The organism is Anaerococcus hydrogenalis (assembly GCF_002871895.1).
Lineage (GTDB): Bacteria > Bacillota > Clostridia > Tissierellales > Peptoniphilaceae > Anaerococcus > Anaerococcus hydrogenalis.
In genome coordinates, this window is sequence record NZ_PNHP01000005.1 from 147,691 (window position 1) to 161,399 (window position 13,709).

The window sequence follows — 13,709 nt, forward strand, 5'->3', positions numbered from 1 at the left end:
TATTTGATTGTTAGATTCAAATATATTAATAAAAATATTCATATATTTAAGAATCAAGGTCTATTATTTTATCAAAATAATTTTCATTTTCCCTTATTTTTTCTCTATTTCCAAAAACGGTAAGGTTGTTTTTATCTAAAATATCCTTATAAGCATCTTTCAAATTTATTATATCATCTAAGCTAGCATTTTTTATATCAAAAAGTTTATCATGAAGCTCCTTATAAGAAAATCCTTGCAAGTACCTTAGAAAATCTAAAGAAGTCTTGGATTGGATAGACTGAGGTTTTAAATATGAACCCATTTTTGAAATTTTTTGGTTTTTCAAATCGTTTTGATCAAGCCTTAAATTTTCTAAAATATCTGGTATTTTTTTATAATTTTCAACAGTTTTTTCTATATTAGGGTCCCTGTAAGAATAGGTACCAATATTTCCATACTTATCAATCATAAGGCCTGCCCCATAGGCTCCCCCTTTTGCACGAATTAAATCGTGAAGGTAGGGATTTGAAATAATTGATGAAGAAAGGGCCAAAAGATTTAATTTTTTATCAGAAAATTCTTTTAAATCTGCCCCCATTGAAACATAATTTACATTTGCATCGGATAAAATTCCTTCCTTATAATAAGATTTATTAAATTCAATCTTAGCCTTATCTTTTTCTATTTTATCAAGGTCTGAAAATTCTTTCTTTATATATGTTTTAAGAATTTTATAATCTTCATTTGATCCTGTAATATTAATTAGAAGATTTTTTGAGAAAATTTCCTTGTATAAATCCTCTAATTTTTCCTTGAAAGTAAGAAAGTCTTCTTCTACATCCTTTGAAATTTTCTTTATAAATTCATAGTATCCAAAACCATTTAGCTGATCTTTGATGTATGAAAGCTTATCAAAATGTGAGAAAGAACGGGTTAGGGCAAGGCTGTGACCAGAATCATACATGTTCATTTCAAACATGGCCTTTATTTGTTTTAAAATATCCTTAATTCTTTTCTCATCAGAAAAATCAGTATTTTTCATGACTTCTTTTATTATTCCAAGAGATTTTTCATACCTATCAAGGGTAGTTTTAAAGGAAATTTTTATAAAATTATTGATTTGACCTTCTTTATTTTTAATATTTTGGACGGTGAAATTAAGACCTGCCATATTTATTGGAATTAAGTCATCTAATTTTTGGTAGGAATATTTTTTTGTATCAATTGATCCCAAAAAGTCTGATATTAGGCAAAGGTATTTTAGATTTTCAAGATCCATGTGATTTACGTCAAAGAATAATTCACTATAAATCATCCCCGCACTATCAAGGTCGTGGTAGATAAATTTAAAATTATCGTCTTCAACTTGTCTTGGAACTTTTTCAACTTCAAGGTCAAGGTCACTAATTTCAAGAGTAGGAATTGTAGCCTTATCCTCTTTTGAATCTTCTCTTTCTTGGAAAGTTTTTAATCTTTCTTCCTTTTTCTTTAAGTCATCAATTTGATCTTTAGATAAGGAATTTTTATAATCTTCTAAGTCCTGGTCGATTTTTTCTTCTATATTTTTGAAATAATCCTTATAAGGTTTTGCCACAAGGACTAATTTTGTCTTGTTATCAAGGAAATATTTCCTAACTTGTTTTTCAAAATAATCTGTTTCGATCAAATCTCCCAGTTCATTTATATAGTCAATCAAATTTAAACTTTCAAAAATTTCATTATCTAAATTGTGCATGAGTATATATTCGATTCCCTTTGAGGCTGAATTTATTTGGTCTCTTTGAGAAAAATCAAAAAGTGCGTGGGCTGCCTTTAGGGAATCTTTTGGAATATGGTTGGCATATTTTTCAAGTTCTTCTTCAATTATTTCAACAAATTTATCCAAATTTTCATAGGATGTGCCTTGGGCTGTAATCTGAATTGAAGAAATATCCCCATAACCTGTTCTTGCATAAAAACTTTCTGGAGAAATTTCCTTGTAAATTCTTTGAGAGATTTCAGAAGAATCTGAATTGAAAAGGGCGATAGATAAGATTGCATTTGCAAGCTGGTCTTTTATATCAGCTCTTTTGTTAGTTAAAAATGAATAGGTTAGGTAGGATTTATTCTTATCCTCATTGTTTGATTGGAATTTTGTAAAGATAGGTTTTTTATAATAATTTTCAAAAACCCTACAATCAGCCACAATTTCTTTTTTCTCGTAATTGGATAAGTATTCCACATCAAGATTTTCTAAATATTTTTCTATATCCATATCCCCATAATAGAAAATTTGGGCGTTTGATGGGTGGTAAAATCTCTTGTAATAATCTAAAAATTCTTGGTAGGATAATTTTGAAATATCATAAGGGTTTCCACCTGAGACATATTGGTAGCAGGAGTTTTTATAAAGATATTTGTTTATTTCATTTATAATAATGGTGTCAGGATTTGTAGTAGCACCCTTCATTTCATTATAAACAACTCCTGATATAGAGAAATTTCCATCCTCATCGATTTTTATAGATTTTCCTTCTTGTAAGAAAATTTCTTCCTTATTTAAAACTCTTGGATTAAAAACTGCATCAAGATAAACATCTTGCAGGTTAAAAAAGTCCTTGTCATTTTCGCTTGCCACAGGATAGACAGTTTTGTCAGGATAGGTCATGGCATTTAAAAAAGTTTGAAGACTTGATCCAATCATATCCATAAAAGGTTCTTTGGTCCTATATTTTTTTGACCCATTTAAAACAGAATGTTCCAAAATATGGGAAATCCCCTTGGAAGACTCTGGAGGAGTTTTGAAAGCTATGGCAAAAGTTTTATTTTTGTCATCAGCCTTTATATAATTAATTCTTGCCCCAGATTTTTTATGTTCATATAAAAAAACATCCAGGCCAAGTTTTTCATATTTTTTATTTTTTATTAAGATATATTTTTCCATAAATAAATCCTTTCTTTATATATTTACTAGGACTATACTCTTAAATAAATTTTATCTCATTAATAGAAAAACATAGTTAAAAAAATATTTAATAAATTATAAGAAATAGGGTAAAATTAAAGTAGGTTTATAATATAAATCAATATATTTTAAGGAGGGAAGTAAATGATAGGTATTATACTGGCAAGTCACGGAGAATTTGCAAATGGTATAAGACAATCTGGAGAGATGATTTTCGGAGAACAAGAAAAACTCGAAACAGCTGTTCTCTTACCATCAATGGGCCCTGATGATTTAAGGGCTGAACTTGAAGAAAAAATCAAAAAACTAGATTGCCAAGAGATACTTTTCTTAGTCGACCTATGGGGTGGAACACCATTTAACCAAGTTTCAGCTCTTATGGATGGACATGAAGAAAATTGGGCTGTTCTTACCGGACTTAATTTACCCATGTTAATTGAGGCCTTAGGTTCAAGACTTATGGAAGAAAAATCACACGATCTTGCAAAAGCCTTACTAGAACCTGCCAAAGAAGGAGTAAAAACTAAACCAGAATCCTTGATGGACGATTATAATAAGTCAAATCAAAAAGAAGATGTTAAAGAAAATATTCCAAAAATTTCGGGATCGATTCCAGAAGGAACTGTAATTGGAAGTGGAAAAATTAATATTGTTCTTGCAAGGATTGATACAAGATTACTTCATGGACAAGTTGCAACAGGATGGACAAAGGCAACAAATCCTTCAAGGATTATTGTAGTAAGTGACAATGTAAGTGAGGATGAGCTTCGTAAGTCAATGATAAGAGAGGCAGCTCCTCCAGGAGTTAAGGCTCACGTTGTACCAGTTTGGAAGATGGCAGAAATTTTTAAAGACCCACGTTTTGGTGATACAAGGGCAATGTTATTATTTGAAACACCTCAAGATGCCTTAGCCCTTATAGAATTAGGAGTAGATTTAGATGAAATAAATCTTGGATCAATGGCCCACTCACAAGGAAAGGCCTATGTAACTTCTACAGTTTCTATGGGTAAGGAAGATGTTGAAACTTTTGAAAAATTACTTGATAAGGGAGTAAAAATTGATGTAAGAAAAGTTCCAGCAAATCAACCAGAAAACTTTAAAAATATTATGAAAAAAGCAAAATCAGAACTTGGTTTAGCTTAAGGAGGAATTATGTCAGCAATTAGTATTATTTTAATTGTTATAGTTGCTCTACTTGCAGGTATGGAAGGAATCCTAGACCAATTCCAATTTCACCAACCAATTGTAGCTTGTACTTTGATTGGACTTGTAAGTGGACATTTAAAAGAAGGAATTATGCTTGGTGGAGCTCTTCAAATGATTGCTCTTGGTTGGGCAAATATAGGAGCAGCAGTAGCCCCAGATGCAGCCCTTGCATCAGTAGCAAGTGCCATAATTATGGTTTTGGCCCTACAAGATGGAACAGGAAATGTAAACAATGCCATAAATACATCAATAGCAGTAGCAATTCCACTTTCAGTAGCAGGTCTATTTTTAACAATGATAGCAAGAACTTTAGCAATTCCTATAGTTCACGGAATGGATGCAGCAGCAGAAGAAGGAAATTTTAGAAAAATTGAAGTCTTACAAATGCTTGCAGTTTTAATGCAAGGACTTAGGATTGCAATTCCTGCAGCAGCACTTTGTTTTGTTTCACCAAAAGTTGTAACAAGCGTTTTAAATTCTATGCCTGATTGGTTAACACATGGTATGGAAGTAGGTGGAGGCATGGTTGCAGCAGTAGGTTATGCTATGGTAATTAATATGATGAGTACAAAAGAAACTTGGCCATTTTTTGCTATAGGTTTTGCAGTTGCAGCAATCCCACAACTAACCCTAATAGGACTAGGTGTAGTAGGATTTTCACTTGCCCTAATTTATTTAAAACTTAAAGAATCATCTTCATCAAATGGATCAAATAATACTGGAGATCCACTTGGCGATATTATAAATGATTATTAGGAGGAAATATGACTGAAGTAAATGAAAAAAGAATAGAATTATCAAGATCTGATAGGATAAAAGTATTTAATCGTCATCAACTCCTACAAGGTTCTTGGAATTACGAACGTATGCAAAATGGTGGTTGGTGTTATTCAATAATTCCAGCTATCAAAAAATTATACAAATCAGACGAAGACAGAAAAGCTGCTCTAAAAAGACATTTGGAGTTTTACAATACCCACCCATATCTTTCAAGCCCAGTAATGGGAGTTACCCTTGCTATGGAAGAAGAAAGAGCAAACGGGGCTCCAATCGAAGATAAAACAATAAACTCAGTAAAAGTAGGAATGATGGGACCTTTGGCAGGTGTAGGAGATCCTGTTTTCTGGTTTACAGCAAGACCAATCATAGGAGCCCTTGGTGCATCAATGGCTCTTACAGGAAATCCTATTGGACCAATATTATTCTTTGTATTATGGAATGTTTTAAGAATGTTATTTGAATGGAAGAGTCAAGAGTTTGGTTATAAGGTAGGAAATGAAATTACCAAAGACTTATCAGGTGGTCTTTTAGGAAAGGTAAACCTAGTTGCATCAATTGTAGGTATGTTTATAGTTGGAGCTTTGGTACAAAGATGGGTAAATGTTACATTTACAGTAAATGTATCAGAAGTAACCCAACAAGCGGGATCTTTTATTGATTGGAATTCCCTATCAAGTGGAAGCAAGGGCCTTCAAGAGGCTTTCAAACTTTATGATCAATTAGGATCAGCAGGACTTGACCAAGTAAAAGTTACAACCCTTCAAGATAACTTAAACCAATTAATACCAGGACTTGTTCCAATGCTACTTACTCTTGGTATTTGTAAATTATTAAAGAAAAATGTATCACCAATTGTTATAATTATAGCCCTATTTATTATAGGAATTATAGCATCTGTACTTGGAATTATGTAATGGTTCAAAGTCAAAATAAAAAAGTAGATTTATCCATTAAGGCAAGGTGCCTTAATGGATTTACTTCTGATGGGGACATATTGATAGGGGATAAGGCCTTTGAATATTATAATGAGAAAAATCTAGAAGATTATATACAAATTCCTTATAAGGAAATTTCTTTTGTAAGCGCATCAGTTTTATTTGGCAAAAAAATAAACAGGTTTGCAATTCATACAAGGGAAAATGGGAATTTTATTTTTACAAGTAGGGATAATAAAAAAGTTTTGAGAGCTTTAAATAATTATATAGATTCAAATAAATTAAGAAGGTCCCTATCGTTTTTTGAAGTAATTAAAAGAGGATTTAAAAATTTAATAAAAAAATAGACTCAGATTCTCTGGGTCTCAGAGCGTAGACAAAGTATAGACTTATATAAAATTTTATTTTAAAATAAAATCAAGCTAAGTACCATCTCGACTAAGTGAGTGAAACGAACGCATGGAGAGATCTCATGAGATTTCTCCGCTCGTTGCACTCGGTCGAAATGAGTAAAATTCTAGTTTGTCGACAACCTTAGACTCAGACTTTCTGGGTCTTTTTTTATGGGGAAATTTAATATGGTAAGTATTTTTAGAAGAAATTTTAACAATAAAAACTTTTTCACCAAAAAAATCTGACTTCTTTATAAAAATATATAAATTAAATTTGATAAATTGGGTATATAAAATACATAGAATGAAAAAAATGTTTTCATCGACTAAATGGAGGTTATTTTATTATGAAAGATTATAAAACAAACAAATTAAGGAATTTAGCTTTAGTAGGGCATTCAGGAGCAGGTAAAACTAGCCTAACTGAATCTTTACTATACCATACAAAGGCCATTGATAGGGTAGGAAAAGTTTCTGATGGAAACACTGTTTCTGATTATGAAAAACAAGAAATCAAAAGAAAAATTTCTATCCAAACTTCAATAATTCCTGTTGAATATAAAGATTATAAGGTAAACTTTATCGATGCTCCTGGATTTTTTGACTTTGAAGGTGAAGTTTTAAATGCACTTAGGGCAAGTGAATCAGCTTTGTTTGTAATTGATGGAGAAAATCCGATTGAAGTTGGAACTGAAAAATATTGGAAATATACAGAAAATATTTCTTTGCCAAGAATAATTTTTGTTAATAAATTAGATAAGGAAAATGCTAATTTTAACCAAGCAGTTAGTGACTTGCACATAGAATTTTCTAAAAAAATAATCCCACTAACCTTAACCCTTGGTGAAGGGGAAGACTTTGAAGGTTTAATCGATGTTGTAGATAAAAAAGCTTATAAATATAAAGATGGTGTAAGAGAAGAAGTCGAAATACCAGAAATTAGACTTGAAGAAGTAGATGCAGTTTATGAGGAAATCTTAGAGGTTGTTGCTGAAAGTGATGATGCCTTGATGGATAAGTATTTTTCTGGTGAAAGTTTTACAGAAGAAGAATTCAAGGAAGGCTTTAGGAAGGCTATTGTAAATGGTAGCGCTGTTCCACTTTTGGCTGGTAGTTTAGAAAAAGAAATTGGTCTTGATTTATTATTAGATATTATTACAAGATTTATGCCATCTCCAGACCACAAGGCTGCAAATATTGGTTTTAGAGTTACTGATGATTATGAGGAATTTGCAGTCAGTGAAGATAGTCCTTTTTCTGCTGTTGTTTTCAAAACAATTGCTGATCCGTTTTTGGGTAAAATTTCTATATTTAAAGTATTATCTGGAGCTATTAAAAAAGACCAAACCTTCTATGATATTTCTAAGGATAAGGAGTTAAAGGCTTCTAATATTTTCTATTTAAGAGGAAAAGAACAATTTAAAACTGAAAGAATTGTTGCTGGAGATATTGGAGCATTTTCTAAACAAGATAGCCTTCAAACTGGAGATACTTTATGTACAAAGGACAATCCTATTGAATATAAGAGAATTAAATATCCAAAACCAGTTTTATTTTATGCAATAGAGGCTGAAAGTAAAAATGATGAGGATAAGATATCAGCAGCTTTGAAAAAATTATCTGAAGAAGATCCAACTTTTGAAGATAGAAGAGATGTTGAAACCCACCAAGAAGTTTTGGCAGGACTTGGAAATGTTCAACTTGAGGTTTTAATGGATAAGTTAAAAGATAATTATTCTGTTAATACAAAAGTTGTTGATTTGAAAATCCCTTATAGGGAAACTATTAAGGGCAAATCTGACGTTCAAGGTAAACACAAAAAACAATCTGGTGGTGCCGGCCAATATGGTGATGTTTTTGTAAGGTTTGAGCCTTGTGATGAAGAATTTATTTTTGAAGAAGAAGTATTTGGTGGGGCAGTTCCTAAAAATTACTTCCCTGCAGTTGAAAAAGGTCTAAAAGACTCTATGGAAGAAGGACCTCTTGCAGGATATAAGGTTGTTGGAATCAAGGCTACCTTATATGATGGATCTTACCATCCAGTAGATTCAAACGAGCAAGCTTTCAAATCTGCTGCAAGAATTGCCTTTAAAAAAGGAATTGAAGAGGCAAAACCAATCCTACTTGAGCCTATTATGAAACTTGAAATTAAAGTTGATGATAAGTACATGGGCGATGTTATGGGAGATATGAACAAGAGACGTGGAAAAATTTTGGGAATGGAACCACAAGAAGACGGCTCCCAAATAATTTCAGCTCTTGCACCAGAAAGTGAAGTTTTAACATATTCTATAGATTTAAGGTCAATGACTCAGGCTCGTGGATCTTTCTCAATGGAATTTGAAAAATATGAAGAAGTGCCAAAAGACTTGACTGAAAAAATAGTTGAAGCTAATAAAAAAGAATAAAATCTTATTTAAAATATAGTTTAGAAAAGGGGCAAAATAATGAAAGACTGGAAAATTTTGGAAATTGATCCTTGGATAAAGGACTACAAAAATGATATAGACCTTAGGATGGAAGAGTATAAAAAACAAAAGAATAGACTTTTGAAAAAAGGTGAAAAATTAAAAGACTTCGCCAATGCCCACAATTATTACGGCTTTCATAAAACAAAAACAGGTTGGATTTATAGGGAATGGGCACCTAATGCTAAGGGGCTTTACCTAGTTGGAGATTTTAATAATTGGGATAGACATTCCCATCCTTTAAAAAAGATAAATGATGGTGATTGGGAAATTTTCATAAAGGGGATAAGAACTATCCCCCACAAATCCAGACTTAAGGTTATGGTTGACTATGGAGATAGTTTTCAAGATAGGATACCCCTTTTTGCAAGAAGGGTAGAAAGAGATGAAAACCACGATTTTTCAGCAATCCTAGAAAATCCTAGAAAAAAATTTGAGTGGACTGACGATAAATTTAAGATAAAAAAAGATGATCTTTTAATTTATGAAGCCCATATAGGTATGGCTTGTGAGAGAGAAGGTGTTGGAACCTACAAGGAATTTGAAAAAAATATTCTTCCAAGAATTAAAAAAGAAGGATACAATACCATCCAACTTATGGCCATAGCAGAACATCCTTACTACGGATCTTTTGGTTACCAAGTTTCGAATTTCTTTGCCCCATCTTCATGGTATGGAGAAAATGACGAATTAAAATCTTTAATAAATACAGCTCACCAGATGGGCCTTAATGTGATAATGGACTTGGTTCATTCTCATTCTGTAAAAAATACTAACGAGGGAATAAACCTTTTTGATGGAACAGAATACCAATTTTTCCATGAAGGAGATGAGGGAAATCATCCTGATTGGGATTCTAAATTATTTGATTATCACAAACCTGGAGTATGTCATTTCCTTCTTTCAAATATAAAATATTGGCTAGAGGAATTTCACTTTGATGGTTTTAGGTTTGATGGGGTAACTTCTATGATTTATAAAAATCACGGAAGAGGAGAAAGCTTTGATAATTACTCAAAATATTTTTCTATGAATACAGACATAGAAGCTATAAACTACCTCCAACTTGCCAATGAACTTATAAGAGAAGTTAAAAAAGATGCCATAACAATTGCTGAAGATATGTCAGCCATGCCAGGAATGTGTCTTCCAATAAAAGATGGTGGAATTGGTTTTGATTATAGACTTTCTATGGGCATGCCAGATTTTTGGGAAAAGGCCTTGGAAAAAAGAGATGAAGACTGGGATATGGGAAAGATGTGGTATGAACTTTCTACCTACAGACCAGAAGAAAAAAGAATTTCTTATGTAGAAAGTCATGACCAAGCCCTTGTTGGATCAAAAACTACAATTTTTAGGCTTGCAGACTCTGCTATGTATTGGGATATGGAAAAGAAAACCCATAATATTATAATAGATAGGGCTATTGCCCTTCACAAGATGATAAGGTGGATTACAATTTCTATGGGGGCTGAAGTATATTTAAACTTCATGGGAAATGAATTTGGTCATCCTGAATGGATAGATTTTCCAAGAGAAGGAAATAATTATTCCTTCCATTACGCAAGACGTTTGTGGTCTTTGGCAGATAATGATTTATTAAAATATGACTGGCTTTTAAAATGGGACGAGAAAATGCTTGATCAAATAAAAGAAGATGATCAATTAGGAAATGATATTTTTAGGCTATGGCTTGATAATGATAGGAAGGTTATTGCCTACAGAAATAAGGATATAGTTTATATTTTCAACTTCCACCCACGAAATTCCTATGATTCTTTTCAAGTGCCAATTCACGATAAGGGAAAATTTAAAGTAATCTTAGATACTGATGATGAAGAATTTGGTGGACTTGGTAGGATATCTAAAGATATAATTTACGAATCTAAAAATTTAGAAAATACTGACTATGATGGAATAGAAATTTATATTCCATCAAGAACAGCCCTTGCCTTAAAGAAGGTAGAATAATGAAAATAATTTGCTTAGGAGATTCCTTTACCCAAGGTTATCTTGTAGAATGCAATAATTACACCCGCTTTTTAACAAAGGCGGGTTTTGAAATTATAAATCTCGGCATTAATGGTTCTACAAGCTCTGATATGGTTAAAAGGTATAAAAAAATAAGAAATAAATACAAAGATATAGATTATTTGATAATATTTGGTGGGTCTAATGATTTTTTAAATGGAGAAAGTGTGAATCTTGCATATTCAAATGTCAAAAGTATATTAGACTTATCGACTGCCAAGAAAAATCTAATAATTATCCCACCCCTTCTAGAAGAGGAAGAGGTCTATCCAATATATACTTATGTAAATGAAAAAATAAATGATTTTGCAGAGAAATTGTACGATTTGGATGCCCTTATTTTAGATTCAAGAAAAATTGACCCCTACTACCTAGATGGGCTTCATATGGGAAAGATTTTTCACCAAAAGTTAGCAGAAAAAATCGAGAAAATTATAAAGGATGATATAGATGAATGAAATAAATGATATTGATAAGATGGTAGAAAAAAGTTCCTTATTGCCTGAATTTATGAGAAATAAAATAATTATAGATATAATTTCAGTAGCTATTGTTGTTTTAGTTTGTTTTTTTGCACTAAAACTTGTTCACAAAATTATAATCAAGTTTTTTAATAGGAATAAGAAGAAAATAAATAGAAATTCAGCAAAACTTGAAACCCTAATAAAAGTATTCTATTCAACGGCTAGGGTAATAATAATTTTTATAGCTATTACAATAATTTTGGATATATTTGGCATAAATACCTCAAGCCTAATAGCGACTGCAGGAATCGGAGGTATAGCCATAGCCCTTGGAGCCCAAACCTTAATTGCAGATTTTGTAAAAGGAATTTTTATAATATTTGATGATAAATTAAGGGTTGGAGAATGGGTTGTATGCTCTGGAGTAGAAGGAACAGTAGAAGAAGTAAATCTTAGGATTACAAAAATAAGAGATTACAACGGATCTCTTCACATAATTCCAAACTCAAACATTACAAATGTTCAAAACTACAACAGGGGAGCCCAAAGAAGTGAAGCATATTTTTGCGTATCAAACGATACAAAACTTGAAGATGTAAAAGCTATGATTGAAACAGTTTCTCAAAAAATAAAAAATATGCCAAAATACAAAAAGGCCTTTATAGAAGACTTAAGTTTTTTTGAAATAACAGAATTTAAAGACTTCTCCTACAAGGTAAGGGTAACATCCCTAGTAAAAATAGGAACTCAGTGGGAGATTTCAAGAAAAGTAAGAGAGCTAATAAAAATTGAAATGGAAAAAAGAAATATAAAAAGCAGTTTATTAGAAGAGGAAATATATGAAAAAATATAAAATAAACGACATAGTAAGCTTAAAAAAACCCCATCCTTGTGGAGAAAATAAATGGAAAATCGAAAGAATGGGAGCAGATATGAAACTAAGGTGTCTAGGTTGTGATAAATTAGTTTGGTTAAAAAGAATGGACTTTGACAAAAGAATTAGAAAGATACAAAACAAAGAAGGAAAGTTCGTATCAATAGTAAACTACGAACCAGAAGATTAAAGGAGATAAAGGAATTAATGATAAATGACCAAATAAAAATTGATTATGAAAAGATAATAAATGAAAACTATTCAGAATATAAAAAAGACTATGAAAAATTACTAAACAATAGAAAAGAATATGGAGCAACATATAAAGAAGAAGAAATTCCTACCTTATATGATGCATATTTTTATAGCCAAGAAGACTATAAACTTTATGATGATATGATAGATACCTTTATGTCTATAGTAGAAAAAGTAACTAAAGAATATGTAGAAAATGAATCTTACAGAAAATTATTTGCCCTAGATGACTTGACAGAAAAATTAATATTAAAAGACCCAGGCTATAATATATCAACACCTATAGCAAGATTTGATGTAATGTATGATGGAAGAGAAGACTATAAATTTTGTGAATTAAACACAGACGGATCATCTGCAATGCTAGAAGATAAGTCTCTCGCAGACTTGATGAAAGAAACAAAGGCTATAGAAAAATTAAAAGAAAAATATGTCATAGACCACACAGACCTACTACAAAGTCTAGTAGATTCTATAGAAGTTTTGTATTACAAAACAAAAAAAACTAAAGAAAAAATAAACATAGCCATAGTAGACATAGTAGAATTTGACAATATAGAATTTAAAACCATACAAAAATTATTCGAAAAAAAAGGACACAGGTGTAAAATAGCCAACCTAAAAGATCTAGAAAGAAAAGATGGCGGTCTATATATAGATGATATGAAAATAGACCTAGTATATAGAAGACTTGTGACAAGTGATCTAATAGAAAACAAAGACATAGGCAAAAACCTAATAGATGCCTATCTAAATGACGAAGTAATGACAATAGGCTCCTTCAGGTCAACCTTATTTTACACAAAAGACATATTTAGAATCCTAAGACTGAAAGAAAGTCAAAAAATCCTATCAGAAAAAGAAAATGAATTTATAAAAAAACACATACCATACACAGAAAAATTCAATTATAAAAAAGACAAAGAAAAAATATTAGAAGAAAAAGACAAGTATATACTAAAACCAATCCAAGGCTATGCATCCCATGGTATATATGTAGGAAAAGAACACGACAAAAAAGAATTCGAAGAAATATTAGAGCAAATAAAAGACAAGGACTATATCTACCAAGAATACTACACAGTAAAACCAATAAAATTCATAAAAATGGAAGATGACAAAGCAAAACTAGAAGACTTTTCCTTTGTAACAGGTCTATTTGCCTACAACAAAAAATTCATCTCCCCATATATGAGAATAGGAAATGCTGCCCTAATAAGCTCAGCTAGAGAATACTATGTAGTAAGTTCCTTGAAAATTAGAGAAAAATAAAAAAATAAAAAAAATATTTGACAAAAGTCAAAAAAGATAATATACTAATATAGCTGTTTGATTAACAGCTATATTTTTTATCTCAAAAATAGTCAAGAAAAAA

At 31.2% G+C, this 13,709-nt stretch carries 11 protein-coding genes; 10 read left to right on the forward strand and 1 reads right to left on the reverse strand.

Going from position 1 to position 13,709, the window contains the following annotated elements; genetic code table 11:
* Window positions 1-46: 46 nt before the first annotated feature.
* Window positions 47-2,905, reverse strand: a complete 2,859-nt coding sequence (locus CJ192_RS07775; RefSeq protein ID WP_102198377.1) for an insulinase family protein — start codon at window positions 2,903-2,905, stop codon at window positions 47-49.
* A gap of 165 nt (window positions 2,906-3,070) precedes the next feature.
* On the opposite strand from CJ192_RS07775, the gene CJ192_RS07780 reads away from it, so the two are divergent.
* The 10 genes from CJ192_RS07780 (at window position 3,071) to CJ192_RS07825 (ending at window position 13,606) form a co-directional block, all read left to right on the forward strand.
* Window positions 3,071-4,072, forward strand: a complete 1,002-nt coding sequence (locus tag CJ192_RS07780; RefSeq protein ID WP_102198378.1) for a PTS sugar transporter subunit IIB — start codon at window positions 3,071-3,073, stop codon at window positions 4,070-4,072.
* A 9-nt stretch (window positions 4,073-4,081) separates the two neighbouring features.
* A complete protein-coding gene (locus CJ192_RS07785) occupies window positions 4,082-4,891 on the forward strand; it encodes a PTS mannose/fructose/sorbose transporter subunit IIC (RefSeq protein ID WP_004812623.1) in 810 nt (269 codons plus the stop codon).
* An 8-nt stretch (window positions 4,892-4,899) separates the two neighbouring features.
* Window positions 4,900-5,829 (forward strand): PTS system mannose/fructose/sorbose family transporter subunit IID, encoded by a 930-nt coding sequence (locus CJ192_RS07790; RefSeq protein ID WP_004812625.1) that lies wholly within the window; start codon window positions 4,900-4,902, stop codon window positions 5,827-5,829.
* Window positions 5,829-6,197, forward strand: a complete 369-nt coding sequence (locus CJ192_RS07795; protein ID WP_102198379.1) for a DUF956 family protein — start codon at window positions 5,829-5,831, stop codon at window positions 6,195-6,197. The genes CJ192_RS07790 and CJ192_RS07795 overlap by 1 nt, the downstream gene beginning before the upstream one ends.
* A 392-nt stretch (window positions 6,198-6,589) precedes the next feature.
* On the forward strand, window positions 6,590-8,650 hold the full coding sequence (fusA, locus tag CJ192_RS07800) for an elongation factor G (protein ID WP_102198380.1): 2,061 nt from the start codon (window positions 6,590-6,592) through the stop codon (window positions 8,648-8,650).
* A 39-nt stretch (window positions 8,651-8,689) separates the two neighbouring features.
* A complete protein-coding gene (locus tag CJ192_RS07805) occupies window positions 8,690-10,681 on the forward strand; it encodes an alpha-amylase family glycosyl hydrolase (RefSeq protein WP_102198381.1) in 1,992 nt (663 codons plus the stop codon).
* The gene (locus tag CJ192_RS07810; protein WP_102198382.1) at window positions 10,681-11,199 is read left to right on the forward strand and encodes an SGNH/GDSL hydrolase family protein; all 519 of its coding nucleotides are present in this window, start codon (window positions 10,681-10,683) and stop codon (window positions 11,197-11,199) included. The genes CJ192_RS07805 and CJ192_RS07810 overlap by 1 nt, the downstream gene beginning before the upstream one ends.
* Window positions 11,192-12,058, forward strand: a complete 867-nt coding sequence (locus tag CJ192_RS07815) for a mechanosensitive ion channel family protein (RefSeq protein ID WP_102198383.1) — start codon at window positions 11,192-11,194, stop codon at window positions 12,056-12,058. The genes CJ192_RS07810 and CJ192_RS07815 overlap by 8 nt, the downstream gene beginning before the upstream one ends.
* Window positions 12,045-12,269: a DUF951 domain-containing protein gene (locus tag CJ192_RS07820; protein ID WP_004812637.1), complete on the forward strand. Its 225-nt coding sequence runs from the start codon at window positions 12,045-12,047 to the stop codon at window positions 12,267-12,269. The genes CJ192_RS07815 and CJ192_RS07820 overlap by 14 nt, the downstream gene beginning before the upstream one ends.
* A gap of 17 nt (window positions 12,270-12,286) precedes the next feature.
* Window positions 12,287-13,606, forward strand: a complete 1,320-nt coding sequence (locus tag CJ192_RS07825) for a glutathionylspermidine synthase family protein (protein WP_102198384.1) — start codon at window positions 12,287-12,289, stop codon at window positions 13,604-13,606.
* Window positions 13,607-13,709: the final 103 nt, after the last annotated feature.